We start from the raw sequence: 25,278 nt of genomic DNA, 5'->3' as shown, positions 1-25,278 counted from the left end.
CAGGAATGAAATACAAACGAATACTCCTCAAATTGAGCGGTGAAGCCCTGATGGGTGAACAGTCCTACGGCATTGACCCAAAGCGGTTGCAGCAATACGCAACGGAAATCAAATCAGTCCGTGATCTGGGGGTGGAGATCGCCATTGTGATTGGAGGAGGAAATATTTTTAGAGGCGTGCAGGCGGGCAACGTCGGCATTGACCGAGTGCAGGGTGATTACATGGGCATGTTGGCCACGCTAATCAATGCCATGGCTCTTCAAAGTGCCTTGGAGCAAAACGGCATGTACACCCGACTGATGTCCGGCATCAAGGTGGAAAGTGTATGCGAACCGTTTATCAGGCGTCGAGCCATCCGCCACTTGGAAAAAGGACGTATCGTAATTTTTGGAGCTGGTATCGGCAATCCCTATTTCACCACTGACTCTACGGCGAGCTTGCGTGCGATAGAAATTGAGGCTGAGGTAGTCCTAAAGGGCACCCGAGTGGATGGTGTATATACGGCCGATCCAGAAAAAGACCCTTCAGCCACACGGTATAATACGATCTCCTTTCAGGAAGTCTACGAAAAGAACCTGAACGTAATGGACATGACAGCCTTCACGCTTTGCCAGGAAAACAACCTGCCCATTATCGTTTTTGACATGAACAAAGCACAAAACCTGATAAACCTCGTCGAAGGAAAAGACGTTGGTACATTAATCACTTCAAAATAAGAGCGACAGAATCATGGAAGAAATACAGTTATTCTTGGACGAGGCACAAAGCTTAATGAAAAAAGCCGTGGACCATACCTCCTCGGAATTGGTAAAAATCCGTGCAGGCAAGGCCATGCCAAATTTTCTGGATGGAATCGTGGTGTCTTACTACGGCGCCCCTACTCCCCTACAGCAAGTGTCCTCTATCACAACACCTGATGCGCGTACATTAGCCATCAAGCCCTGGGAAAGAAGCTTGATCGGTGAAATCGAAAAAGCCATCATCAATTCGGACCTAGGCCTAAACCCGCAAAATAACGGGGAAATGGTAATGCTGACCATCCCGCCTCTCACCGAAGAGCGACGAAAATCTCTGGTGAAGCAGGTAAAAAACGAGTGCGAAAATGGCAAAATCAGTATACGCTCTATCCGAAAAGACACCAATGAAAGTCTAAGAAAATTGCAAAAAGACGGGGCTCCTGAAGATGAAGTAAAGCGCGCCGAAGACACCGTGCAGAAATATACCGATAAGTTTTCTACCAAAATCGACGAGTTGTTTGCCAAAAAGGAAGAGGAGATTATGAAGGTTTAACGGTAGTAGAGTGGAGAGGATACAAGTCGACCTTTTGAAAACACTGTTACCCCCTCTCCACTTAACCATGCCAATAACATTTCAATAACTCGACACCGTCAATCGAACGAACCCCAACTCATCCTCCAGATTGGTGGCAATCCAGATGTTGCTGTCCTTGGCAAACGAGAAATAAGGGGTATACTCCAATTGAGGAATTGGCATTTCTGCCAGCAAGTTAAGTTCCCTATCCATCACCATCAGGTACATGAACGTCGCATTTGCATTCGGGAAAGTAGCCGAAGTATGCTCCTTGGGGAACGTCAACTCGTAGTAAAACCGATAATACCGCTCCCCATCAGCATCCCATAGTAATGGACCAAACGTGACTTCCTCGTGTAGTGACACGTAAGCTCTTTGAAACAAAGCCTCATCCTCCGTATCCAATGTGTAGACACCTTCTTTCTTATTTGCAGTGAGCCTAAGGTTGTATTCCCTTTTTGAAAATTGATGTATTTCGGGATCGAAAATATACAATCTGCTAGATACCGTACTTCCCACGATAAGCCAATTCTCTTTATGGAAAGCCTGTATGTGAAACTCAGGCGCATACCTCCGCCGGGTATTACCTTCTCTGTGCTCTAGGTTAAAATCCCCATGCCTGAATTCTTTCGCCAATGGAATGGTTGAAAATTCACCCTCGGTAAGGTCAACGTATCCCACCTCACTGGTGTTGGCCCCATTGTCAACTATCAGCCCATAGATCCGCCCGCCGACTGCCCGAACGGGCTGAAAAGCCTTCCTCTCAACATGCGTCAACGAAGCACCCTCCAGGAGTGGATCAAATTCTCCGAGTTTACTCCCCGCCCAATCAAAGATCCCGGCCTGACTACTGGCTTGTATCAGCAATCTATCTGAGTCGAGAGGCACCAAGTAATCAACGTAATTGCCCGTCCCGTGTGGACCTTCCTTTTCAAAAGGGTATTTTTCTGTCAATTCAAGCTTATCCAGGTCAATTTTTTCAAGGGTGTGGTCGAAATCATTGAAATTAAAAAGATAGCGGTTATCTTCTGTGAAAAAACTTCTTTCCGCTACTACATAGGGGAAAACGAGCTGGTCCCCGGGATCTATCAATACCGTATCGATAATTATATTGGACTCGGAAAGTATCGTATTTTTGCTAGTAACTTCTGTTTCACAAGCACTTATAACCATGATTAAGATAATAAAAATGCCTAGGATTTGTTTCACCTTATTATATATTTTAGATTTAAGATTGTTGATTTCGGATTTCAGATTTGATAAATCATAAATCTGAAATCGACAATCTCACAAACCCCATTTCGTCCTCCAAATTCTCAAATATCCAGATCTTGCCGTCTTTTACAAAGTGATGGGAAGGATATTTATCAAACATGGGAAGCGGGGTTTCGGCGATTATTTGAAGGGCCTTATCCATGACGGTCAAAAACACGCTTGTACCTGAAGGTCTTGGAAGACGACTGCCCTCCTCAGGTTGGCTGTTCTCAAAATTCGATGTAAGTGAAAATCTGTAGAATCTCTCGCTATCAGCATCCCATACAGGGTGAAGAAAGGTGACTTCCTCAAAAATCGACTTGTATACATTATCCATTTGTCGTTTATCGTTTATAAGCAACGGATGCTTCCCAGTTTTTTCACTGGAAGTCAATTGAGGTTTGAAAGATACGGTCTTTAAGGAGTCCGTATGCACATCCAGAATCCAAAGTTTGCTTGTCACGTTGTTTCCGATAATGATATTATCTTCTACTGCCAAAATGCGCTTTGATGTCCCTAAGCCAAAGCGATTGGTTCCATCGTCAAAATTTATTTCATAATTTTTGAATTTTTCGAACCCGGGTAGCTCCATCTTTTTGACTCCATTTGATTTTAAATCGAAAATCCCCAGATACATTTCCCCCTTGACATAATGTTCAATTAGCGCATAAATTTTGTGGGAAGCGTGTTTGGGGATGGCAATTGACCTTATCCATTCCTCATCTCTCAATCGGTTGTTTTCATCCCCAATCTCACCATACTCGAATCGGCTAAGGATAGTGCCATTGTAATCTGAATAGCTATTTTTATTACCGCTAGTCATTAGGATGCTGTCATCATTTACCAGATAAAAGCTGTATAAATCCCCACCGATGCCATTTGGGCCTTCCTTTTCCAAGGGAATTTTCTCGTCCAGGGAAAGCTTATCCAAGTCAATCTTTTCAAGAGTAAAATCATTCCGGTTGAAATTATATAAATACGACTTGTCTTTGGAAATTTGGGATTGATCCAAGCCCCAGTTCAGAAAAAGAATTTCCTCTCCCGGATCAATTTGGACGGTATCTGTATGAACTACAAGTTCCTGAATTTCTCTTTCTGTTTGATGGTTGCAGGACATCGACAAGTAAGCCAATAGAACTGCTTGCATCCAACGCATAAGTCGACTTTTCATTCAAAAGACATTTTAGGTTTACAAGGATTGAAAGACATAAATCGAAAATCATAAATCTAAAACCGATAACCGGACAAACCCCATTTCATCCTCCATATTCTCAAATATCCAGATTTTACCGTCTTTGGCAAAGTGTCGGGAAAGTCGCTTGGTTAGTTGCGGTATCTTGGATTCCGCAATTAAATTGAAATTTTTATCATATACGGATAAGTAAATCAATGCAGAAGACGGATCTGGAAGAAATTGGTTGGGAAGTGGTTCAGCATCTGCCTCATAAATCAGCTCCTGGGACAGTCGGTAATAGACGCCATTCACCTCATCCCAAAACGGGGGGTAATGTAAAATTTCCTCCGTTGCCTGAGTCAATAGTTTTACCAGCAAACCCCTGTCCTGAATTTTTTCGGGAAAAGTTACTGTTTTTTCAGTTGGAACTAGCTGCTCCTTATACGTCATCAGCCTAAAGTCATCAGCGCCAGGATCCAAAACATGGATGGCGGAAGATGCGCTAAATCCCATAACCACATGCCGGTTTTCAATTTCCAGGTATTCTCCCGCTCCGATTCTCATAGCCGATGTACCGTCATCAAAGTCGGCTTGAAATTGTTTCATTTTTTCTAAAAGGGACAGCTGGATTTTCTGAACGGAATCTTCCTTCATATCCCAACGCACAAGTGTTTGTTCATTTTTCTCCAGATCGGAAACAAATCCCATAATTACCCATTCTGCCCCAGGCACTAAGAGCGGATATTGCGCATTTTCAAAACTTCCCTGCTGTTGCGACTTACCTACCTCACCTAGGTTTATATCCGCAATCTTTTTGCCGTTTCGGTTAAAAATGCCGAGTTTACCATAGCTAACAAGCAGCAGGCTGTCCTCCCCAACAACCCTAAAATCCCATAAATAGTCTCCAACTCCGTCCGGACCTTCCCGGTTGTATTGGATTTTTGAATCTATTTGAAGTCTTTCTAGATCAATGCATTCCATCGCAAATGACTTATGGTCAAAACTGTACAAGTATCTTTTGTCACTACTCAATCTGGATGGGTACAAACCACTGTTTAGAAATAGAATTTCTTCACCCGGATCAATTAATACAGTATCGATCAAAAACCCTAGGCTGGTAATCCCCTGATTTCCATCCTTCTCCTTTTCGGCGCAGGCGATTAAGCAAAAGCATATAAAAGCTACTAAAATCCTTCTCATTTTGTGGGTGGATTGTGGATTTCAGATTGGACAGTTCCCAAATCTGAAATCAAAAAGCTGACAAAACCCATCTCATCTTCAATATTCTCAAACATCCACAATTTCCCGTCTTTTGCAAAATGAAACGCTGGTCGGGCATTTAACATCGGCATAAAAGACTCCGCTATCAAGTTTAAATCTTTATCATATACAGAAAGGTAAACCTTGGCTCCAGTTGCTCGAGGTATCGGGCTATTCTCGGGCTGCTCCACGGAATCATCAAAGACTGAGATAAAGGAAAACCTATAAAAAACCTCATTAATCTCATCCCAGTGTGGTGGCATAAATGCAATCTCCTCCTGCATCCTTCGATACACAGGAGCAAGGTCTTCTATGCCACCGACCGTTGCCGGATAAGTCCCGGTCTTTTCCGCGGCCGTGAGCTCACTGAGGTAGGTATATGCTTCAAAAGAATCTGATTCTGGATTGTATACATACATGTCGCTAGATATTTCCGAACATACAATCGCCTTTCCTCCTTCCTTAACCAAATATGACTGCACTCCGAATGACCCCCCGTCACCAATCTCGACTTGAAACTTCTTAGCTTTTTCAAACAGTGGTATTTCATAACGTTTGGCTGAATTCGAAGTTAAATTAACATGAACTGCAGTTGTAATTTTTTCCCTATACCGGTTTGCTAAACCCAAAAAGGATTCCAGACCGTCATCCATGCGGACAAGAGAATAAAAGTTCTCTTCTTCAGTTACCTTATTTTCATCGTCCCCTATCTTCGTGAAATCAAATTGGCGAAGCTTCTTTGCTTCCCAGTCCAAAACATTGTCCTGCCGGTAGCATCTGAAGAGTAGTTTTTCTTCATCAAGGGGGAGTATACCCATAAAGTACTGTCCTACGCCATTTGGCCCCTCCTTGGAAATCTCGATTTTCCGCTCGAAGGCTAGACTTTCTAAGTCTATTTTTTCGATGGAAAACTCCGTGTGATTAAAATTATAGAGATGTTTCTTGTCGTTACTAAGGACCGCTCCATATAATCCTGCATTCAGAAACAATATCTCCTGACCCGGATTGATCATCACGGTGTCAATCGCAATATCAAATCGGAGCGCATCGTCTCCACCTCCATGCTCCCCTCCACATCCCACAAAAACAACTAAGGTTAACAGAAAAACGACATGTTTCATAACGCTTAAGATTTATTGAGACTAAAAATTTAGGAATTTTTGCCGAATATAAAAACCAATACAGGTCAAAAAATGAAAAATTTAACTTTGTTTAACCCTAAAAGCCTTCAATCAGACCACCAATTTTTTCGCAACCTTGAGATTATCCCTAAACCGCGCAGGTAGTCAACCCCTAGAATGGATATGCCCTCCACCTTAAGTACATGGATCAAAGAACTGTTTAGGTGCCTATTTCAAACCGTAACAACGGGGCCATTCTGGCCTTATTCAAGGAAAGCACGTCGCCTTCATCATTGAGCGAATAATTATCTGCATTTTCCAACGCTTCAAAAAATCGGTCTTCTATCTCCTGCATTTCCTGACAAAGCTTTTGCGTACGTCCAATTTGAGAAAGTTGTATGCGCCATCCTTCCTTTAACTCATAATTTCCAAAAAACTGATTGCATCCGCCAAAACCAAGGACTCGGCTACTACCTGGCTCGAACTGGATAAAAATGGCTTCATTTTCTGGCAGGTCTTTGCCCATCACCTGCTTCAATACCCATTTTTTCCCTAGCAGCGGGTCTTCGACCGTTTGTTCGCCTTTTCTCAACACATAGTTGTCGGCTAACGCACCTGTAATACGATTACCTTCCATATCCAGCTGAAACAGCTGGTTTTCGCCTACCAAGTACCTATTGGGTCCCTGTTCTATGCCATCCAAGGTGATGATGTTTCCAAGCTCATTCCAGGCAAAGCGGCCTTCCGTGAGGTACGCTTTGGGGTCTTTGCCAACGTAGGTTCTTTTCAGCGTGTAGGTTTCCTCCTTCGTCAATTCTAACACCGTAAGTATCCCTTCACAATCTGCACAAGGCACCATCCCGGAGTAGGTTCCGTCCCAATCCAAGGCATTTCGGCTCGTATCGCCTATTGGCAATGTCTGCTGCATCGTGGTGGCCTTCTGCTGACACGCGGCGACGGCCCACAGCATCAAAAAGCCCAATCCAAAAACCTTCTTTATCATCGTTAGTAAAATTTAGTTACCCTATGTGTTTGGGTATACTCGCAGGGCGAAGAAAAGTTATTAAATTTTATCCTAATTTAAGAAATCTTAAGATAATCTACCCAAAATCTGAATTCGATGCGAATCAAGCTTCAAAAAGATAAACAGCAATATGGTGAATGACCAGAGCGAAGAACCACCATAACTGAAGAAAGGTAAAGGGATACCCACTACCGGAAACAATCCCACCGTCATGGCAATATTAATCGCAAAATGAAAGAACAGAATAGACACCACACAATAACCATACACACGCGAAAAGCGGGTTTTCTGGCGCTCTGCCAAAAACACCAGGCGTATCAATAACCCTACAAATAAGCCAATTACCATCAAACTTCCCAACCATCCGAACTCCTCACCCAGCGTACAGAAAATAAAATCCGTATGCTGCTCTGGCACAAAGTCAAACTTAGTTTGGGTACCTTCCAAGTAGCCTTTCCCTACCAAACCTCCAGAGCCAATGGCTATTTTTGATTGCGTCACGTTCCACCCGACTCCCAAAGGATCAATATCCGGATCAAATAGTACCATGATCCGGTTTTGCTGGTGTTCAGGCAATTTTCCCACCACATAATCGATGCTGTAGGTATACGCCACAAAGGCTATGGATAGCAATAAAAGGGACACCAAGCGCTGCCAGTTCTTCTTCCCTAAGAAAAAAAACAGTACAAACATGCCCACAATGCCTGCTGCTAGGTAGAGATTATTCTCCACGGCTATGGCCGCGAGCGTGATCACTAACAAACTGATGGCTAGGATATAATACCGCTGGGGCATCCCTTCTCGATACAACATGATCAAAAATGCACTGTACACCATGGCCGTGCCGGTATCCGGCTGAAGCATGATGAGGGCTACCGGCAAACCAATGATGGCCAATGCCCTGATCTGAAACTTACCCTGCGTCAGGTCAAAGGTAGGTGCTTCCATAAACTTAGCAAGCGCTAGGGCCGTGGCAAATTTCGCAAACTCCGCCGGCTGGAGTCGAAAAGCCCCAATTTCAAACCATGCCCGCTGACCATTGATCTCCTTACCAATAAATGGCGTCAAAAGCAGAATAACAACAAAAATCCCGTAGAGTATGAGGCTTAAGTTTTCAAACAACCTGTAATCAGCCACCAAGATGAGAGTGATCAGCACCACTGCCGTACCAATCCAAACCAACTGCTTGCCGGAATTGATAGAAAAGTCGAAAATACTTTTTACCTGTTGTTCATCGTATACTGCTGCATAGATATTTATCCAGCCAACCATAACTAACAGGGCATAAAGGCCTATCGTGGGCCAATCAAGTTTTCGTAATAGCTGTTCGTTGCCTCTCAATTCAGTAGATAAAATTTCCTTCCAACACGTATTGCTCCAGTGCCGGCCGGGTAATGTGCCCTCTTAAGTATTTTTCGATCATCAAACTGGCCGTACTGGCAGCGGCCCGTCCACCCCATCCGGCATTTTCCACGTACACTGCCACGGCAATTTGCGGGTCTTCTTTGGGGGCAAAGGCAATAAAAACCGAATGATCCTCCCCACTAGGGTTTTGGGCCGTACCGGTTTTGCCTGCGATGGCAATATCCCTGACGATAGCACGCGCAGCGGTTCCGGATAGAGCTTCCTGCATGGCATCCTGAATAAGATCAAAATGGCGCTCATCTACGCCAGTATATTGCTTTTCCCGGAATTTTTCGGGAATCCGGGTGCTGTCTCCATCAACGGCCTTGATTAGATGCGGAATAAAGTAGTGCCCTTTGTTGGCGAAGATAGCCGCCAAATTGGCCATCTGCAAGGGGGTGACTAACATCTCTCCCTGCCCGATAGAAAGGGAGTAGATCGTAGAATACTTCCAACGACCGTCTCCGTAGACACGGTTATACAATTGACTGGACGGGATAGACCCTCCTTTTTCGCCGTTTATATCGACTCCCAGTCGATCCCCAAGACCAAATTTCATCACCGACTCACGCCATTTGTCTAGCCCTATCTGCGTGTCCCGAAACGTATTCGAAGAAACCTCCCTATTAATCATCATCCGAAATGCCTGGTGGTAGTATGGATTGCATGAATTCCGGATGGCACCAAACAGGTTTACTGGACTGGGATGGTTGTGGCACGCTACGAGCGAACGGTTACATGAAAAAGTGGTGTTTGGAGATAAAATACCCTCTTGAAGGCCCACGAGTGACTGCACGATTTTAAAAATCGAGCCCGGTGGGTACATGGCCATAATAGGCCTGTTAAATAGTGGCTTATTCCCATCTTGGTTGAGCTTGGAGTAATTTTCGCCAAACCGAGAGCCGGTCAGCATATTGGGATCGTAGGAAGGAGCCGAAATGATCGATAGAATCTCCCCTGTCTTTGGTTCAATCGCCACCACCGAACCGCGCTTACCGGCCATCAGCATTTCCCCATACAATTGGAGGTCTAGGTCAATGGTACTTTGCAGATTATTTCCAGCTATGGATAGGGTGTCCAATTCGCCTTCCTTGAAGGGGCCCTTGTCGACTCCTCGTACGTTCACCATGCGGTATTTCACCCCCTTACGTCCACGAAGCTCGGGTTCGTAATAAGCCTCCAAGCCACTTAAGCCTACGTAATCTCCCTGTCGGTAATAGCTGTTTCCTTCACGCTCCAACTGTGCAGCACTAATTTCTCCAATATATCCCAAGGCGTTAGCCGCACTGGGTTGGGGGTAAGACCTTACAGCTCTACTCATCACAAACACACCGCGATAATCAATCAGGTAGTCCTGAATCCTAGCAAAATCCTCAATGGATATCTGTCGGATCAAAGGGGAAGGCTTCACCCAAGAATAGGTTTTAGCAGCTTGAAGGTTTTCAATTAGCGTTTCTTTCGGGATGTTGAAAAATTCACAAAACTGAAGGGTATCCCTTACCGCAAACTCCTTCGGGATTACCATCAGGTCAAAAATCGGGTTGTTGAAAACCAGGAGCCGGTTGTTTCTATCGTAGATCAAACCGCGATAAGGGTGATCCACGATCCGTTGTATGGCGTTTCGTTCCGCTTTCCGGATATAAGAATCGTCGGTTACCTGAATAAGAAACAACTTAGTGAGCAATACCAGCCCTACCAGCACGATCACTACGCCGATGACAAAAGGCCTTTGGTTTCTCATTAAATCCCTCTCTTTCTCTGGTAAAACAACAACTGAACAATCAGACCGAATATAAAGGTAAAAAATGTACTGCTCAATACTTTTGTAACAAGTGGCTTGATGGTTTCTATTCCTGCCATATCGATATAAAAAAATACCAGATGGTGAAGCAACACCAACGGCAACGCATAAGCGGTAAACCAAATCAGTCCCATATTCAACACAGTGGGGGGCACATTCTCCTCGTACCCACCTCTAGGCGTGTTGGCATTGACCCAAGCGCTTCTAATAAACGTGATCAACACCAAACTGGCGGCATGCATGCCCGTGGTATCGTAAAACGCATCAATGCCCAAACCAAACAAAAACGCCATCAGCATCAACGGAATCGTCTTTACTTCCAAAGGAAGCAATAGCAGCGCAAACAAATACAAGAAGCAGAAAGCTTCACCGAACAATACAATGTCCTTCAGCACAAAGACCTGTACCAAAAAATACAGCACCAGTCCAAAAACGGCTCTAAGGATAATGCTACCGGTCATCTGTTTGTGTATTTTGTTGACGATGTAAGGAATCTAGCTCCTCCCGCATGGTATTTTCGACCAAATACACATAGGAAAGTCGGGAAAAATCGGTGGTAAACTCCAGAAATATGTCCAAGTAGTTGGTCTCCGAACCAGAGGCCACCTGCGTGATCACCCCGATCGGAATACCTTCCGGAAAGGTCGCATTAAACCCGGAAGTAACCACCGTATCCCCCACTTCGACCTCTACGTGCCTGGGCACATACAGGAGCTTGGCACGTTGGGGATTAACTCCGTCCCAATTGGTGCTACCAAATACGTCGGTTCGCTTGATCTTGGAAGAAATCAGTAAATCTGTATGCAGCAGGGATATCACGGTGGAAAAATTGCCCGAAATCCCATTAACCCTTCCAATAACTCCCTGTTCGTTAAACACCCCCATACCGACCCGAAGGCCTTGATTACGTCCCTTATTTAGTGTGATGTAATTCTGGTTTAGGTGCAACGAATTGTTGATTACCTTGGCCGACCAAAAATCAAAACTGTGTGCAAAAGACGAATCCAGCTCAAAGAATACGGTATCCTGAAGCGGCATAGTATACTCCAGCTTCTTCAGCAGACGCGCATTCTTTTCCGACAGTGCCTCGTTGATGGAACCTAGGTAAAAGTACTCCAGAAAATTGTTTTTCGTATTCAGCAGGGTTCCTGTCACCTGGCCAGAACTATTCAAAAAAACCGCTCCTTGCCGAGAGTGGTTGTTTACGATCAGCCAGATAGCGACAAACTCCAGAAAAACGAATAAGATAAACGCCCGGAGGCTGTATAGAAAGAGTAATATTCGTCGCATGCATTCATCAGGACATCAGCACGGTTCTGTAAGCATTCAGGTTTTTTAGGGCTTTGCCTGTACCTCTTACCACCGCCCTGAGGGGATCCTCTGCGATGTGTATGGGAAGCTTGGTCTTCTGATGCAGTCGTTTGTCCAGACCTTTCAGTAGGGCCCCACCTCCCGTAAGGTGAATACCGTTATCATAAATGTCAGCCGACAACTCCGGCGGCGCAATTTCCAACGCCTTCAACACCGCTTCTTCGATCTTAGATACTGACTTGTCCAACGCAAAAGCTATCTCGGAATAAGACACCTTGATTACCTTGGGTATGCCGGTCATCAGGTCACGCCCCCGTATTTCGTAGTCCTCAGGAGCATCCTCCAACTCGGTCAGTGCGGAGCCGATAGCGATTTTTACCTTTTCAGCAGAACGCTCTCCGATCAGCAGATTGTGCTGACGCCTCATGTAATCCAGTATATCTTTGGTAAAGGTATCCCCTGCTACCCGTATAGATTGGTCGGCCACAATACCTGAAAGCGCAATCAATGCAATCTCGGTTGTTCCACCGCCTATATCCACGATCATGGAGCCCACGGGCTTTTCGATGTCGATATCGATCCCTATCGCCGCCGCGATGGGTTCGAAGATCATGTACACTTCTTTGGCTCCAGCGTGCTCTGCGGAATCTCTAACCGCTCTTTTTTCCACCTCTGTAATACCGGATGGGATGCAGATTACCATTCGATGGGACTGGGGGAAAAGGCCTTTTTTATGCCCGGGGATCATCTTGATCATCCCGCGGATCATCTGCTCGGCAGCGTAGAAGTCTGCGATCACCCCGTCCTTTAGTGGACGGATCGTCTTGATATTCTCGTGGGTCTTTTCGTGCATGTTCATTGCCTCTGTTCCCACGGCGAGTACCCGGTTATTGGTTTTGTCGATAGCGATGATGGAAGGTTCATCTACCACGATTTTCTCTTTATGTATGATTAGCGTATTTGCAGTCCCTAAATCTATGGCTATATCACTGGAGAAAAAGTCAAATAATCCCATGTTGTCAGTCTCTTAGTATTCGGTTAGTTTGATGTGATAAAGTTAGTACTATTCGTTTCTATATAACGCAAAAAAGGACAAATTTATGTCCTCACTTATTGGCTGCACCTGAAAGGGGTCCAAATAGTAGGACGACGAAAATCAATCAATGGCTATTCCCGTCGTCCGAGTATTTTCTCCCCTATTGGGGCTAGAAAGCCTTAGTGTTTGAAATGTCGTACACCTGTCATCACCATACTCATTCCGTGTGCGTCGCAATAATCGATACTATCCTGATCCTTAATAGATCCGCCTGGCTGCACCACTGCCGTAATGCCGGCCTGATCAGCAATTTCCACACAGTCCGGAAAAGGGAAAAAAGCATCCGACGCCATTACGGCTCCTTTCAGGTCAAACCCAAAAGAAGCTGCCTTTTCGATGGCCTGACGTAGCGCGTCCACCCGGGATGTCTGACCTACTCCGCTCGCAAAAAGTTGGTTTTGATTACTCAATACGATCGTATTTGACTTGGTGTGCTTACATACCTTCAGCGCAAATGCTAGGGCATCCATTTCCACCTCGGAGGGTGCCACCTTGGTAACCACTTTAAAGTCTTGTTTTCCTTCTGTACGCAGATCCCTGTCCTGCACCACAAAACCATTCAATAGCGTCTTGACCTGATCCGTTCCGGAGAGGCGCATTTTCTGTCTCAGCAAAATCCGGTTCTTTTTAGCTTTCAACAGCTCCAAAGCATCGTCTGCAAACTCAGGAGCTATCAACACCTCAAAGAATAGTCCTTTCATCGCCTCCGCCGCAGCCAGATCTACTGCCTGATTGGTCACCAGTACACCGCCAAATGCGGAAACCGTATCTGCCGCAAACGCCATTTCATAGGCCTCCGCCACAGAGGAGGCTACCGCCACACCACAGGCATTGGTATGTTTTAGAATGGCAAAGGCCGTCTCTCCCTCAAACTCCTCAATCAGGGACACCGCGGCATCGACATCCACTAAGTTATTGAATGAAAGCTCTTTGCCATTGAGTTGATCAAAAAGATCGGTTAACTTTCCGTAAAACGCTGCCTTCTGATGGGGATTTTCACCGTAACGGAGCGAGGTAGCATGAGTCTCGCTAATTTTCAGCGCTGGTATCTCCTCCGCCTGATTGAAGTATCGGAAAATGTGGGTATCGTAATGGGATGACACTTTAAATGCCTGGGCGGCGAAGTACCTTCTATTCTCCAAGGTGGTCGCTCCATCGTTTTGTTCCAGCAGTACCTGTAGCTCGCCGTATTGATCCTTTGACGCGACTATCACTACATCTTGGAAGTTTTTGGCCGCAGCACGGATCAACGATATCCCACCAATGTCGATTTTTTCTATTACGTCGGCTTCACTCGCTCCGGACGCAACCGTTTCTTCAAAAGGATACAAGTCAACAATTACCAGGTCAATTTCGGGAATGTCATATTCCGCCGCCTGAGAAACATCTCCCTCATCATCCCGGCGATGCAAAATCCCACCGAACACCTTTGGATGAAGTGTCTTCACCCGACCGCCAAAAATAGAAGGATATCCTGTCAACTCTTCAACCGGTATGACAGTGCCCCCCTGCTCTTCGATAAACTTTTGGGTACCGCCCGTGGAATATATCTTCACTCCATGTTTCTTCAATAAAGAAATGATAGGTTCAAGATTATCTTTGTAAAATACCGAAATTAATGCTGACTGGATTTTCTTGACGGCCATGACGCTGTATTTATGGATTAAATTTTGCTCGTGAATTGCATTTAGAGCGCAAAGGTAGGGAAATCAGTTTATTAAATCAGGCTTTCTATCACTTTTGGATAGTATTTATATTCCAACTCATGCACCTTTTCTGCGATCTGCTCGGGTGTGTCGCTGTCCGCTATCGCTACCTTTTCCTGCAAAATGATCTCTCCTTCATCGTAGTGTTCGTTTACCCAATGTATCGTGATGCCGGTTTCCGTGTCTCCCGCTGCCTTCACCGCGGTATGTACATGCATACCATACATGCCCTTGCCACCATACTTGGGTAGCAATGCCGGATGTATATTCACAATCGCTCTTGGGAAAGCATCGATGATGTTTTCGGGTATCTTCATCATAAATCCCGCCAATACCACTAGGTCGATGCCTTTCAACAAGAGTAGGGCCTTGACAGACCCATTGTCCAGCTCCTTTTTTGAAAAGGTAAAGGACTGTATTTGATGATTTTTCGCTCTTTCTAAGACATAGGCCTCTTCCTTGTTGGATCCAATGAGAGTAACCTTCGCATGGGGCACGGAATGAAAATGTCTGATGATCGCTTCAGCGTTGGTGCCGTTTCCTGATGCTAATATGGCTATTTTTTTCAACGTAAGGGGGGATTAAGGTTGGGGCTGTAAAAGTACGGAAAATGTTAAAAAATCAATTTTTTAACCCGCTTTTTCGAAGTTAACCAGCTAGTTTTCAAACGAACACCATACTGATCGCCCCTATCAACATCAAAAGTTTTGCGAGTTGGCTCAGACGGGTAAAGTGGGCCTTTCGGTCTGCTACATAGATCCGGCTTAAAAAAAAGACAAAGAACACTCCCAAAATGCCGAAATAAACCAGAAGCCCCGGATCACCAATCCGGAAAGTGACCGTCAAAATGGCGATGACAAAAATCGCTGCTATGCCAAATATGACCTTCTTTGTGCCGCGAAAGCCAATAACGATGGGGAGCGTTTTACATCCGTGTTTTCTATCGCCCTGTCGATCCTCAATGTCTTTGATGATTTCGCGGATGAGGTTGATAAAAAAGGCGAAAATGGCATACGCAAAGATGATCAGCTCAGATCGTTGGTAGTAGTATCCAATAATCCAAACGGATAAGGCGGTCAATCCAGCCACTGTCATATTACCAACAAACGGTAGCCGCTTTAGTGAATTACTGTACAGCCAGAGCAAAAATGCAGCGAAAAACGTAACCACACCCACTCGGGGAGCCACCCAGATCCCTAAGGAAATGCCCACGAAGTTCATGACCGTATGCAAGGTCATCACCATTCGGCGCTTCATGCCCCTGCCTACCACGACTTCATGTGGACGGTTCACATAGTCAATCTTTACATCGTAATAGTCGTTGATCATATACCCCGAAGCAGTAAGTATCACAGTAGAAACCACCAAAAGATAAAGTTTGAAATCCTGTAAAACGGGAATTCCAAGCGGTGTTTCCCCGACTAAAAAATAGGCCGTCATAAGCTGCACAAAAGCAACCATAAGCAGGTTGTTTGGACGGATGATTTTAAAAAACCCACCAAAAGTAAATATAGGGGACGCTTGCGCCTGATTCATGACGCAAATGTAAAATAAAAGCGTGGATATCAGACTGAATCTTTTCCAGATCCCAAATTAACCTGGTGTAGCCCTCCCGAAAAAAACCAACAAAGGACCTACAGTACTACGCCCCGCTCCGCACTATATTTTTCTGGAAACCTCTCCTTGCCTTCTTTCAGTTGCTCCCGTAGGTTTGTCTCGATTGTCAGGCTCAAGGCCGTCATCGGCGTATCTTCCAACCTATTCTCGAAGGGATCTTCTGTACGCTCTCCGATCATATCCAGTGCCAGAAAGACAAAAGACACGATCACAGAAACCGGTATGGCCTTCCATCCCAGATCCGCTACAAATACCATGGGCAACAACGTACAGTGAATGACCACAAAAACCCGTGAGAAAAACGTGTACTGCCTCGGCATCGGGGTATTCTTGATCCGCTCACTCTTTCCCTGTATATCATTGAAATCCACCAAAGTCTCCTCCATTTTTAACATCCTGTAATCGCTCAACCAGCCTTTGCGAAAGGCATAGGCCAAATCTTCGCCTTGACGTTGCAGTAAAAAATTGGGGGGATTGTCCTTTGAAATCACTTCTTTGTACTCATTTGGAAACAGAAAAGGTCTGGCATCTTTGTATGTATTGGCCTCTTCCACCAGTTCTGTTACCGGTGTCTCATTGTAGGAAAGCTTCTTTCTCAAAAAGACCCGGAGTGTATTCACAAATGCCAAATGCCGGTACACCATGGTCTTTTGCAGTTCCCGAACAGCATCAGCATCCTCCGGTTTAGACGCCATGATGAGCGTAGTGACCTGTCGGGTCCACGCACGGCTGTAATTGACCATCAGCCCCCATATCTTCCGGGCTTCCCACCAGCGGTCGTACGCATGGTCATTTTTAAACCCTAAAAAAATCGCCAGGGCGGTGCCCAAAGCAGCAATGGTATAGGATGGGATATCAAAATCAACAGCATCCACATATTCGTGGAGAATCACCACCACCGTAGACCAAAGGATATAGTACAAGATTTGTCCCCACGTGTAATGCAGAATATGGATAAACCGTAAATTCCTTCTTACTATCATAGTTATGCAATTGAATTAAAATTAAGGGAATATAACCGGTTTTAAAAGAATGTGCGAATTTGTAGTCAAAAAAAGGGCCAGATAGTCCCTCCTGAGCGCAACTAAAAATGCAGGAAATATGCCTGTAGCAATGTTTTATAGGCAAGAGAATACTGTCCATCGACATCCTTTATCAACAGCGTTTGTACAGGGATATCACCTGCATTAGGCCGGTGACTAAAGCTCTGCACTTCCCGTAGCACAGGCTTGCCCTCTCTGTCATACACCCGAACTTTGGCCATTCCCCACAATCCAACATCAGTAGCGACAGCTTCAAATTCTTTCATTTGCCTAGGTGGAAGAATGAGCCAAAAAGCACCATCATCCGCAAGCAGCGCATGTACCCCCCGAGCTAATTCAAAAAAGGATAGCGAATCTTGGTGCAGAGCGGTGTTTTTCTTTCCATCCGAAGAGGCCAAATGGGCAGTGTAATAGGGTGGATTGCTTACGATCAAATCAAATTTCACTGGCTCCTCGGCACAAAACTCCTGAAAAGACCCATGCTTCACCTGTACCCTATCGGACCATGGACTTTCCGACACATTTGCCAGGGCCTGATCCGAAGCTTCGGTCTCTATCTCAATCGCCATGACATTGGCTTGATCATAGCGCTGGGCCAACATCAGCGCCAACACACCGGTACCCGTACCTATATCTAAGATTCTCCGCGGAGTATGGGCCTCGGCAAGTGCCCCAAGAACGGCTGCATCGGTACTGACCTTCATAGCACATCGGTCTTGATGGATGGTAAACCGCTTAAATCGAAAATAGGAGTTACTCATCCTTAAAAGATACCCCCGGAGGGTTGATTTTCATATCCTTGGTCAACTTGTAGATCCAACGCCTCGGCGGCAGCTACCGCCAGTTGGTCGCAGCGTTCATTTTCCCGGTTGCCGGCATGCCCTTTGACCCAGCGGTAGGATGGCTTGTACTTTAAGTGAAGTGGGATATAACGCTTCCAGAGATCTACATTCTTTTTATCCTTAAAACCCTTCTTTTGCCAGTTCCACAACCAGCCTTTTTCCACGGAATCTACCACGTATTTGCTATCGGAAAAAATCGTAACAGGAAGCCCTGTCACTTTCAGTTCCTCCAAGCCCTTGATTACGGCCAAAAGTTCCATGCGGTTATTGGTAGTGAGACGAAATCCTTCGGAAAGTTCCTTTCGGTGATTTTTATAGAGCAGGACAACCCCGTATCCCCCGTTTCCGGGATTACCTTTTGCCGCTCCGTCGGTATATATGACAATCATCCGTCAAAAATAAGCAAAAAATAATGGATACGGTTGCTGCACCACGGCTCGGAAACTGCTACCCGGCAAACACGTTGGACTTGAAGATCTTAATCGCAATAGACAATAGAATGATTCCAAAAATCCTCCGCAGCACGTCCAGCCCCGTCTGACCCAACTTACGCTCTAGCCAATTGGTGCTTTTCAACACAGCATATACGATTACCAAATTTAGGACGATACCGACCGCTATATTCGCCTGTGTGTATTCTGACTTCAGGGTCAGTATGGTGGTCAGGGTGCCCGCACCGGCGATCAGCGGGAACGCAATGGGAACGATGGACGTACTCGTGGGACTGGCAGAAGTGTCCGGCTTGAAGATTTCGATACCCAGAATCATCTCTGCACCCAAAGCAAAAATGATCAGCGCCCCCGCGATGGCAAAATCCTCCACGCCGATGCCAAACAAATTCAAAATCGACTTCCCCAACACCAAAAACAATACCATGAGTACCCCAGCAGCGATCGTCGCTTTCTCAGACTGTATGTGACCTACCTTTTTTCTCAAATTGATGATAATGGGAATAGACCCCAAAATATCGATCACCGAAAAAAGAATCAACGTCACAGATAGTATTTCCTTGAAATCAAACATAGGTCAAACGTTCTATTTAAGAATTCCTTCCACGGCATAATCAAAAGCTGTTCGGTCTGTCTCCTTAGGGGTAGGAAGCCAGAAAATCCACCAGCTTTTCGAATTCCGCATCGGTAATGGCCGGAAAATTCGCAATACGAAAACTAGTGGCTTTCAACGGGCCGTAGCCGCCCCCGAGGGTCATGCCCTGCGCCTCTGCAGCCTGCTTGATCTCCTTGATAAATGCCTCTTCACCTGACACCCCTAACACCGTCCTACTTCTGGTAGCAGCATTGGAAACTAAAAAACCCAGCGATTGAGAGGACGCCACCACCGATTCCAGCTTACGCATGCGAGTTTCTGTCTTATCCTGAGTCTCTGCTATCGAAGGCATATCTGTCAACACCCTATTTAACAGGTAGATCGCCAATACGTTGGGCGTATAGTGTGTCTGGTAACTATCTGCATTCTCCAGCATAAAGCTAAGGCTATTGTAGCGTCCCTGTTCTCCCTTCGCCTTTACTTTTGCAACAGCACGGGGAGATAGTACCAACAACCCCAAACCAGCAGGCATGCCAAAGCATTTCTGCACCGATGAATACCATATGTCTGCCGCACGAAAATCGAGGTAAATCCCTGCCATAGAAGAGGTGGTGTCTACGGCAATCATTTTGTCCGGAAACCTAGTGCCCAGCGCAGAAATCGTCTCATTTCGAACCTGTGTAGCATTCGAGGTTTCGTTTTGAGTAATAGCGATCAGATCAGCTTCTGTGTCAATATCCAACGCATCGACTTGGATTTCTTGGTTCTTATCCAGGACCAAGGCGGTAGTTTTAGGAAGGATGTGCTGGGCAAACCCAAACCACTTCTTCCCAAATGATCCAGAATAAATGTGATACGAATGGCCCTGAACGATGGATTGTGTGATGATTTCCCAATTCTCTGTGGCGCTGGACGTAAATAATAAGCGGTAATCAGCAGGAACCTCCAGCTTTTCCTTGAAAAGCCGTTCCGTTTCCTTGTACAAATCCATAAATACCGCACTGCGGTGATTGGCGCTTAAAATCCCCTGATCGAAAGCGTCTTGAAAATAGCGGCTCAGCTTGTCGTATACCTTGGATGGACCGGGAGCAAATGTAAGGTTGGCCATGCGTTTATGCTTGCTTGTTTTTAGAAAGAAAATACTGAATACCCAGATCGTACCCATCCAGGCCTAAACCTGCGATCATTCCGATGCATTCCTTGGAAATGATACTTTTGTGCCTGAACTCCTCCCGTTTGTAAATGTTGGAAATATGCACCTCCACCACGGGAGTGGTTACACCGGCTATTGCATCGGAAATGGCCACGGAGGTATGGGTATAGGCCCCCGCATTCAATAGAATCCCATCGAAGGAAAATCCCACCTCGTGGATTTTGTTGACGATCTCACCTTCCACATTGTGCTGAAAATACTCCAATGTGAGCTCTGGATATTTTTGGACCAGGGTGTCAAAAAACTCCTCAAAGGTACGACTTCCATAAATTTCCGGTTCCCGCTTGCCCAAGAGGTTCAAGTTTGGCCCGTTGATGATGATTAGTTTCAATTTGCTTGGATTTTGGTAGTCAATTTCAGGTGCCAAAGTTACGCATAAGAAGCAGAACGCAAGAAGTATTGAAATTCTTTTTTGGCAATTCTCTGGGTATGCCACCCGATAGGAAACCGCACGATCAATAGGCTCCAGTATCCACCTCCTGCATCTTTTGGAATCCAGTATGCACCTGGATTTGAAAAGTCAGCACCGGTTCACCCCGCAAGTACCCATACCTTGTCTCTTGGTATATCAAGGAATCAAAGGCATTGTTGACAATGGGACTTTCTCCCTCCCCCCAACGGACAAAAACGCCATCGAACCCCTGCTGCTCGAATTGCTCCAAGCCAGGCCATAGATCGAATTGGTTCATTCTTCTGCCAAGGTTGGGATTGTATGTTTGAGGGTTTCCATCCATGTAAAACGCCAGTTCCGAGGCGACGTGATAGGAATCGCTAAACACAAAATGCCTTTCTAGCTCGAGTGAATCGATTAGAAAGTCTACCCTATCAGCCAGCTCCCGGTAGCCAGCCATTCGAAAGAAGGGATCTTTCTGAGGTTTGAGCACCTTCTTGAACCCTATCGCGTCCAATGGGGCCGGATACATAATCGCTGCCAACAGCATTCCGGAAATCCCCACGGCTATCCAAGCATACCGCTTCCATGAAGTATATAGGCTAACTACCTGTGCCATGGCAACAGGCAAAGAGACGTAGGCAAATGCCGGCCAATTGATTTCAACCCGCTTCACTAGTGAAATACCAATAAACATCATCCAAATCAGCACCGCCGGCAAAAGCAGAAAAAGCACCGCCTGCTCACGGTGAGATTGCCAACGCCGGATACTCAGCCACAAAAGCGGAATAAAAAATAGTGAAACCGCTGCCATTTGGCCGCCCAAATATTCCCCTGTATACGAAAAGGCTGCCTGCCAGTCGAATCCGCCTCCACCAGACACGCCCCCCAAAGTCCCAAGATGCCGAAAGGTAACAAAATCATGCTGAAAGTTCCAGATCACCACCGGAACCAACGATAGTCCTGAAACCGCAGTAAAAAGGTAAAACACCTTCTGCTTCAGAATCCGAGGGCGAGTGATCAGCAAGTACAAAAAAACAATTGGAATGATCAAAACCATCACGTTTTTGGAAAGAATTCCAAGTGCCGTTGCTATCCCCGCTACCACCCACAAGGAGGTACCTTCTTCCTCCAATGCCCGCCAAATAAGGTATAGCGCAAGTATCCAGAAAAAAACCAAGGAGGAATCGGTGGTATGAAACAGGGACGCCAAATGAAAGAATGGCATCACCAAAACCATCATAGCTGCCAAAAATGCATACTTGGGCTTTCCAAACATATACATCGACAACTTGTAAACCATCCACGCTGCCAGCGAACTAAAAATCCAAGCGCTCAAACGTACCCCAATCTCGGTATCACCGAGCAGCAGGGTACCAAGTCGGTTGTAAACCGCAATCATCAGCGGCTTAGAATAATAATTCCAGTCCAAGTGCTTAGACCAAAGCCAATATTGTGTCTCTTCCGAAAACAAGCTGAGGGGACTACTCAGCGTAAAAAAAAGCTTTGCCAGAACCACCAAGACCAGCACTACGAACAATAAGCGGCTGTAAACCATTTCCTTCGACCTAAAATCTTTCATAAAAACCTATTTTATCTACCCGAAAAATCATCCGCTAACCATCCACTACCATCGCCTCGGAAAAACGATGTTGTTTTATCATTTATTTATGCTTAAATCAGGTCTCAATTACGTAGATTTAAGATGCTTCATCTATCCAATAACCGTGTTGAAACGTACCATTAGCAATCCCATCGGGTGGCTGGATTCTCCTTGGTTCATCATGTGCGTGTTTTTCGCGCTGATTGCGCCATTTTCCTTGAATTTTCACTTCCATTACCCCGACGAGATGTACTATACGGATGCAAGCATCCAAATGTTAAAAAATAGAGACTATTTTACCACCTATTTGGGTAATGGAGAACTGCGTTTTAAGAAACCAATCCTAACCTATTGGACCGTTCTTGCTGGTTTTCAAATTTTCGGAATTTCTCCGTTCTCCTCCAGGATCTTCTTCCTTTTGTTTGGAACGAGCTTGGTAGGGCTTACCTACCTGATCGCTAAAACAGCGAGTAGCAATAAAAAAATTGCCTCCACGGCTGCTTGGATTGTCGCCTCTCAGCCGCTAGTGATATTCAGCAGCTCGCGGGCCATTCCAGACATCCTATTGGTTTGCTTCCTTTCTCTGAGTGCCGTAGGGATCGTCGGCCTACTAAAAAATCCTTCTACTACCTCCAAACGCCACCTTTGGCTACTCTACCTAGGATTGGGAATGGCTTTTGCCGTAAAGGGATTACCCGCCTTTGCACTGGGGGCCGTCGCAATCCTCTACCTAGCGATAAACCCCTGGAGTCGCGTATCGGTCAAGCAGCTTCTGTATCCGCCCGCACTGGTTTCGGCAATCGTTATTGGGCTGTTTTGGTTTATCGCCATGTATGTTCAATTTGGCCCCACCTATCTGTACTCGTTCTTTGATGACCAAGTAGGCATCCGGGTTGGCAGTAAAATCGGCCAAGTCAGCCGCCACCTACTCTATGGACTCGGGGTGCTGATAGCGCTATTCACTCCGTGGATATTTTTCTTCAGAAGGCAACATCTGCCATCTATGCGCGAAACCCTTGAAAAAAATGCAGCTTTTCTCGGCTTTGCCATCAGCTGGACCGTTGCCATCCTACTTATGACTGGATTGGTTAGCACCTTTTACGATCGATACCTCTTACCGGTTTACCCCGTATCGGTAGTCGCATTTGCTTGGTTGGTACTCAGAGATACAAACACCTCCAGGATAACACTGCGCTTTCTCGTCAGCCTATTCGTGGCAATCAATTTCTTAGTCCTCACTGTAGGGCTTTACATGAACCTAGGAATGCAAAGCCCTCCACATCTTATCCTTCAATGGGCGATCGGTTTGGTTTTGACAAGTGCCGTCGTAACCGTTTTAGTACGCAGGCAGGTGGATATGCCCTACTTGGGTATTTCCATGATGCTCCTCTTTTTTAACGGTAGTCTGGTTTCCTACCCCCTATCTATCCCAGACCAAGGGACTCAAGTGGATGAATTCGTTGACCAAAAAGGAATCCCCCACAATACACAAATCGGGTTTATCGGAAACCCCCATCATAGCAGCAAAATCCGCATTGGACTGGACCTAGACCACGAACTGATAAACCTGGACCGTGAAAATCCGAACTGGGAGGATTATGACTATTTGTTGTGCGATGAAACAGCCATCGCACAGCTCCCTCTAGACGATGTAAAGATAGAGGTAGCCGCTCAAAACTGGGATCCAAAGTTTATTCTGGCTATCTGGGAAAGCATTTTGGAGGGAGATACCGCTGCGAGGAGACACGAACTTACAAAAAAATACTATCTCGTAACACCCTAAAAAAAGGCTGCCCAACATTTCGGACAGCCTGCTAGCATGCTTACTACGGAAAAACCGTTTATTGCTTGGCAAGGATTAATTTCTCCTTGTGTTTTTTTATTTGTCGCCTGAGGCCTTCAATGGCTTCGTCAGTAGCCGCCTCAAACGAATCACTTTGATTTTTAGCAAAAAGTTGCTTTCCGGGCACATTCAGTTTTATCTCAACGATTTTGTTTTCACTTCGATCGTTTTTATCTAACCTCAAAAAGACCTCCCCGTCAATTATCTGATCGTAATAGGTGTCCAATTTATCCGCTTTTTTCTGGATAAAATTGAGCAGCTTTTGATCTGCGTCGAAATGAATGGAATGCATCTGTAATTTCATAATCATGATCGGTTAAAAGTTATACTTTTATTTACGCTTTAGGATGTGCCTGTTCAAACACAGCCTTCAGTTTCTCTATGGAGTTGTGGGTATAGACCTGAGTAGCCGCCAAACTGGCATGGCCCAGCAGATCTTTCACAGCGTTGAGATCCGCCCCTTTATTCAGCAAATGGGTAGCAAAAGTGTGACGCAACACGTGTGGACTGCGCTTGGTGGTCTGTACAAAAAGGTCCAACTGATTTCTTACGATTCGATAAATCAACATAGGATATGTGGGTTCCCTAGTAATTCTAACGATAAAATAGTCACTTTCTGATACATTTGAAAATGTTTCCCGAAATAGTTTTTGATACCGAATTATATTTTTCAATAACGAATTAGATATCGGTATAATTCTATATTTTTTCCCCTTACCCAATACTTTCACTTCTCCTTTTTGCAAATCCACCTGCCTCCATTGCAGTCCGATTAATTCGGAAAGCCGGACTCCCGTCAGGTATAAAAACTCTATGACCATCCGGTCTCGCTGTCCTTCAAAATCATCCGAATATGCCCATTCGTCCAAGATCTTGTCGATGGCCGCCTCTTGGATAAACGCCGGTAATCGCCGTGGCTTCTTGAGGGATTTAATTTTAAAGGTCGGATCCTTATCGATCTCGCCGGATCGAAGCAGGAATTTATAGTACGACTTTAGGGTAGCTATTTTTCTATTTACAGTAGCAGCTGCTAGTCCTTGCTCGATCAGATCCACCATCCAGGCCCGTATCTCTGCATGTCCTACTTGAGTGGTATCCTCAAGCTCAAAGGCTCCTTTCAAAAAATCGCTAAACTGCTGTAGATCATGACGGTATGCCGCAACCGTGTGCGCACTAGACCGCTTTTCGTATTCCAAATGGGTTAAAAAAGAAAATAGCAT

Annotated in this window: 25 protein-coding genes; 3 read left to right on the top strand and 22 right to left on the bottom strand. The window is 45.5% G+C overall.

Annotated elements, in window-relative coordinates; all coding sequences use genetic code 11:
- The first annotated feature begins 5 nt into the window (after nucleotides 1-5).
- Both pyrH and frr read left to right on the top strand, forming a co-directional pair.
- Entirely contained in the window at nucleotides 6-716 is a 711-nt protein-coding gene (pyrH, locus tag JJU34_RS21280; protein ID WP_228694449.1) for a UMP kinase, read from the top strand.
- A gap of 13 nt (nucleotides 717-729) precedes the next feature.
- Nucleotides 730-1,290: a ribosome recycling factor gene (frr, locus tag JJU34_RS21275; protein WP_228694448.1), complete on the top strand. Its 561-nt coding sequence runs from the start codon at nucleotides 730-732 to the stop codon at nucleotides 1,288-1,290.
- 81 nt (nucleotides 1,291-1,371) lie between these two features.
- Here the strand turns inward: frr and JJU34_RS21270 are convergent, their stop codons facing one another.
- From JJU34_RS21270 to JJU34_RS21175, 20 genes are all read right to left on the bottom strand, one after another.
- Nucleotides 1,372-2,484 carry a DUF4221 family protein gene (locus JJU34_RS21270; RefSeq protein ID WP_228694447.1) on the bottom strand — a complete coding sequence of 371 codons (1,113 nt, stop codon included), beginning with the start codon at nucleotides 2,482-2,484 and terminating at the stop codon, nucleotides 1,372-1,374.
- A 91-nt stretch (nucleotides 2,485-2,575) separates the two neighbouring features.
- Nucleotides 2,576-3,736, bottom strand: coding sequence for a DUF4221 family protein (locus JJU34_RS21265; protein ID WP_228694446.1), 1,161 nt, complete (start codon nucleotides 3,734-3,736; stop codon nucleotides 2,576-2,578).
- Between the two features lie 48 nt (nucleotides 3,737-3,784).
- Nucleotides 3,785-4,939 carry a DUF4221 family protein gene (locus tag JJU34_RS21260; RefSeq protein ID WP_228694445.1) on the bottom strand — a complete coding sequence of 385 codons (1,155 nt, stop codon included), beginning with the start codon at nucleotides 4,937-4,939 and terminating at the stop codon, nucleotides 3,785-3,787.
- On the bottom strand, nucleotides 4,936-6,120 hold the full coding sequence (locus JJU34_RS21255) for a DUF4221 family protein (protein ID WP_228694444.1): 1,185 nt from the start codon (nucleotides 6,118-6,120) through the stop codon (nucleotides 4,936-4,938). The genes JJU34_RS21260 and JJU34_RS21255 overlap by 4 nt, the downstream gene beginning before the upstream one ends.
- Nucleotides 6,121-6,340: 220 nt before the next feature.
- Complete coding sequence (locus tag JJU34_RS21250; protein WP_228694443.1) at nucleotides 6,341-7,123, bottom strand: copper resistance protein NlpE N-terminal domain-containing protein; 783 nt, start codon at nucleotides 7,121-7,123, stop codon at nucleotides 6,341-6,343.
- Between the two features lie 87 nt (nucleotides 7,124-7,210).
- A complete protein-coding gene (rodA, locus tag JJU34_RS21245) occupies nucleotides 7,211-8,485 on the bottom strand; it encodes a rod shape-determining protein RodA (protein WP_228694442.1) in 1,275 nt (424 codons plus the stop codon).
- Between the two features lies 1 nt (nucleotide 8,486).
- Complete coding sequence (mrdA, locus tag JJU34_RS21240) at nucleotides 8,487-10,289, bottom strand: penicillin-binding protein 2 (RefSeq protein WP_228694441.1); 1,803 nt, start codon at nucleotides 10,287-10,289, stop codon at nucleotides 8,487-8,489.
- Nucleotides 10,289-10,810 carry a rod shape-determining protein MreD gene (locus JJU34_RS21235; RefSeq protein WP_228694440.1) on the bottom strand — a complete coding sequence of 174 codons (522 nt, stop codon included), beginning with the start codon at nucleotides 10,808-10,810 and terminating at the stop codon, nucleotides 10,289-10,291. Before JJU34_RS21235 ends, mrdA begins: the two co-directional genes overlap by 1 nt.
- Nucleotides 10,800-11,639 (bottom strand): rod shape-determining protein MreC, encoded by an 840-nt coding sequence (gene mreC, locus JJU34_RS21230; RefSeq protein WP_228694439.1) that lies wholly within the window; start codon nucleotides 11,637-11,639, stop codon nucleotides 10,800-10,802. Before mreC ends, JJU34_RS21235 begins: the two co-directional genes overlap by 11 nt.
- Before the next feature lie 7 nt (nucleotides 11,640-11,646).
- Entirely contained in the window at nucleotides 11,647-12,675 is a 1,029-nt protein-coding gene (locus JJU34_RS21225; RefSeq protein ID WP_228694438.1) for a rod shape-determining protein, read from the bottom strand.
- A gap of 200 nt (nucleotides 12,676-12,875) precedes the next feature.
- Nucleotides 12,876-14,402 carry a bifunctional phosphoribosylaminoimidazolecarboxamide formyltransferase/IMP cyclohydrolase gene (gene purH, locus JJU34_RS21220; protein WP_228694437.1) on the bottom strand — a complete coding sequence of 509 codons (1,527 nt, stop codon included), beginning with the start codon at nucleotides 14,400-14,402 and terminating at the stop codon, nucleotides 12,876-12,878.
- 71 nt (nucleotides 14,403-14,473) lie between these two features.
- On the bottom strand, nucleotides 14,474-15,031 hold the full coding sequence (gene purN / locus JJU34_RS21215; RefSeq protein ID WP_228694436.1) for a phosphoribosylglycinamide formyltransferase: 558 nt from the start codon (nucleotides 15,029-15,031) through the stop codon (nucleotides 14,474-14,476).
- Nucleotides 15,032-15,125: 94 nt separating this feature from the next.
- On the bottom strand, nucleotides 15,126-15,998 hold the full coding sequence (locus JJU34_RS21210) for a geranylgeranylglycerol-phosphate geranylgeranyltransferase (RefSeq protein ID WP_228694435.1): 873 nt from the start codon (nucleotides 15,996-15,998) through the stop codon (nucleotides 15,126-15,128).
- Between the two features lie 98 nt (nucleotides 15,999-16,096).
- The gene (locus JJU34_RS21205) at nucleotides 16,097-17,062 is read right to left on the bottom strand and encodes a bestrophin family ion channel (RefSeq protein WP_228694434.1); all 966 of its coding nucleotides are present in this window, start codon (nucleotides 17,060-17,062) and stop codon (nucleotides 16,097-16,099) included.
- Between the two features lie 101 nt (nucleotides 17,063-17,163).
- Entirely contained in the window at nucleotides 17,164-17,883 is a 720-nt protein-coding gene (locus tag JJU34_RS21200; RefSeq protein WP_228694433.1) for a methyltransferase, read from the bottom strand.
- A 2-nt stretch (nucleotides 17,884-17,885) separates the two neighbouring features.
- Nucleotides 17,886-18,353 carry a ribonuclease HI gene (gene rnhA, locus JJU34_RS21195; RefSeq protein WP_228694432.1) on the bottom strand — a complete coding sequence of 156 codons (468 nt, stop codon included), beginning with the start codon at nucleotides 18,351-18,353 and terminating at the stop codon, nucleotides 17,886-17,888.
- A 58-nt stretch (nucleotides 18,354-18,411) separates the two neighbouring features.
- Entirely contained in the window at nucleotides 18,412-18,987 is a 576-nt protein-coding gene (locus JJU34_RS21190) for a MarC family protein (protein ID WP_228694431.1), read from the bottom strand.
- Nucleotides 18,988-19,051: 64 nt separating this feature from the next.
- On the bottom strand, nucleotides 19,052-20,116 hold the full coding sequence (locus JJU34_RS21185) for an aminotransferase class V-fold PLP-dependent enzyme (RefSeq protein ID WP_228694430.1): 1,065 nt from the start codon (nucleotides 20,114-20,116) through the stop codon (nucleotides 19,052-19,054).
- 4 nt (nucleotides 20,117-20,120) lie between these two features.
- Nucleotides 20,121-20,552 carry a type II 3-dehydroquinate dehydratase gene (gene aroQ, locus JJU34_RS21180; protein ID WP_228694429.1) on the bottom strand — a complete coding sequence of 144 codons (432 nt, stop codon included), beginning with the start codon at nucleotides 20,550-20,552 and terminating at the stop codon, nucleotides 20,121-20,123.
- Between the two features lie 124 nt (nucleotides 20,553-20,676).
- Nucleotides 20,677-22,194: a glycosyltransferase family 39 protein gene (locus tag JJU34_RS21175; RefSeq protein ID WP_228694428.1), complete on the bottom strand. Its 1,518-nt coding sequence runs from the start codon at nucleotides 22,192-22,194 to the stop codon at nucleotides 20,677-20,679.
- A 148-nt stretch (nucleotides 22,195-22,342) separates the two neighbouring features.
- On the opposite strand from JJU34_RS21175, the gene JJU34_RS21170 reads away from it, so the two are divergent.
- Nucleotides 22,343-23,998 carry a phospholipid carrier-dependent glycosyltransferase gene (locus JJU34_RS21170; RefSeq protein ID WP_228694427.1) on the top strand — a complete coding sequence of 552 codons (1,656 nt, stop codon included), beginning with the start codon at nucleotides 22,343-22,345 and terminating at the stop codon, nucleotides 23,996-23,998.
- A gap of 58 nt (nucleotides 23,999-24,056) precedes the next feature.
- Here JJU34_RS21170 and raiA read toward each other — a convergent pair whose 3' ends face one another.
- Nucleotides 24,057-24,362 carry a ribosome-associated translation inhibitor RaiA gene (gene raiA / locus JJU34_RS21165; protein ID WP_228694426.1) on the bottom strand — a complete coding sequence of 102 codons (306 nt, stop codon included), beginning with the start codon at nucleotides 24,360-24,362 and terminating at the stop codon, nucleotides 24,057-24,059.
- 31 nt (nucleotides 24,363-24,393) lie between these two features.
- Entirely contained in the window at nucleotides 24,394-25,278 is an 885-nt protein-coding gene (locus tag JJU34_RS21160) for a tyrosine-type recombinase/integrase (RefSeq protein ID WP_228694425.1), read from the bottom strand.

The sequence above is a fragment of the Lunatimonas sp. genome (assembly GCF_020832325.1).
Classification (GTDB): Bacteria; Bacteroidota; Bacteroidia; order Cytophagales; family Cyclobacteriaceae; genus Lunatimonas.
This window is presented reverse-complemented; position numbering and strand designations above follow the sequence as displayed.

Bases quoted from the DNA above. Each gene is read 5' to 3' on its own strand.
- JJU34_RS21225 (WP_228694438.1), bottom strand. From the start codon at position 12,675: ATGGGATTATTTGACTTTTTCTCCAGTGATATAGCCATAGATTTAGGG.
- JJU34_RS21160 (WP_228694425.1), bottom strand. From the start codon at position 25,278: ATGCTATTTTCTTTTTTAACCCATTTGGAATACGAAAAGCGGTCTAGT.
- JJU34_RS21175 (WP_228694428.1), bottom strand. From the start codon at position 22,194: ATGAAAGATTTTAGGTCGAAGGAAATGGTTTACAGCCGCTTATTGTTC.
- JJU34_RS21270 (WP_228694447.1), bottom strand. From the start codon at position 2,484: ATGGTTATAAGTGCTTGTGAAACAGAAGTTACTAGCAAAAATACGATA.
- JJU34_RS21260 (WP_228694445.1), bottom strand. From the start codon at position 4,939: ATGAGAAGGATTTTAGTAGCTTTTATATGCTTTTGCTTAATCGCCTGC.
- JJU34_RS21210 (WP_228694435.1), bottom strand. From the start codon at position 15,998: ATGAATCAGGCGCAAGCGTCCCCTATATTTACTTTTGGTGGGTTTTTT.
- JJU34_RS21265 (WP_228694446.1), bottom strand. From the start codon at position 3,736: ATGAAAAGTCGACTTATGCGTTGGATGCAAGCAGTTCTATTGGCTTAC.
- JJU34_RS21200 (WP_228694433.1), bottom strand. From the start codon at position 17,883: ATGAGTAACTCCTATTTTCGATTTAAGCGGTTTACCATCCATCAAGAC.
- mreC (WP_228694439.1), bottom strand. From the start codon at position 11,639: ATGCGACGAATATTACTCTTTCTATACAGCCTCCGGGCGTTTATCTTA.
- mrdA (WP_228694441.1), bottom strand. From the start codon at position 10,289: ATGAGAAACCAAAGGCCTTTTGTCATCGGCGTAGTGATCGTGCTGGTA.
- purH (WP_228694437.1), bottom strand. From the start codon at position 14,402: ATGGCCGTCAAGAAAATCCAGTCAGCATTAATTTCGGTATTTTACAAA.
- JJU34_RS21250 (WP_228694443.1), bottom strand. From the start codon at position 7,123: ATGATAAAGAAGGTTTTTGGATTGGGCTTTTTGATGCTGTGGGCCGTC.
- JJU34_RS21235 (WP_228694440.1), bottom strand. From the start codon at position 10,810: ATGACCGGTAGCATTATCCTTAGAGCCGTTTTTGGACTGGTGCTGTAT.
- frr (WP_228694448.1), top strand. From the start codon at position 730: ATGGAAGAAATACAGTTATTCTTGGACGAGGCACAAAGCTTAATGAAA.
- pyrH (WP_228694449.1), top strand. From the start codon at position 6: ATGAAATACAAACGAATACTCCTCAAATTGAGCGGTGAAGCCCTGATG.
- rnhA (WP_228694432.1), bottom strand. From the start codon at position 18,353: ATGATTGTCATATATACCGACGGAGCGGCAAAAGGTAATCCCGGAAAC.
- JJU34_RS21185 (WP_228694430.1), bottom strand. From the start codon at position 20,116: ATGGCCAACCTTACATTTGCTCCCGGTCCATCCAAGGTATACGACAAG.
- JJU34_RS21205 (WP_228694434.1), bottom strand. From the start codon at position 17,062: ATGATAGTAAGAAGGAATTTACGGTTTATCCATATTCTGCATTACACG.
- raiA (WP_228694426.1), bottom strand. From the start codon at position 24,362: ATGAAATTACAGATGCATTCCATTCATTTCGACGCAGATCAAAAGCTG.
- JJU34_RS21255 (WP_228694444.1), bottom strand. From the start codon at position 6,120: ATGAAACATGTCGTTTTTCTGTTAACCTTAGTTGTTTTTGTGGGATGT.
- JJU34_RS21190 (WP_228694431.1), bottom strand. From the start codon at position 18,987: ATGTTTGATTTCAAGGAAATACTATCTGTGACGTTGATTCTTTTTTCG.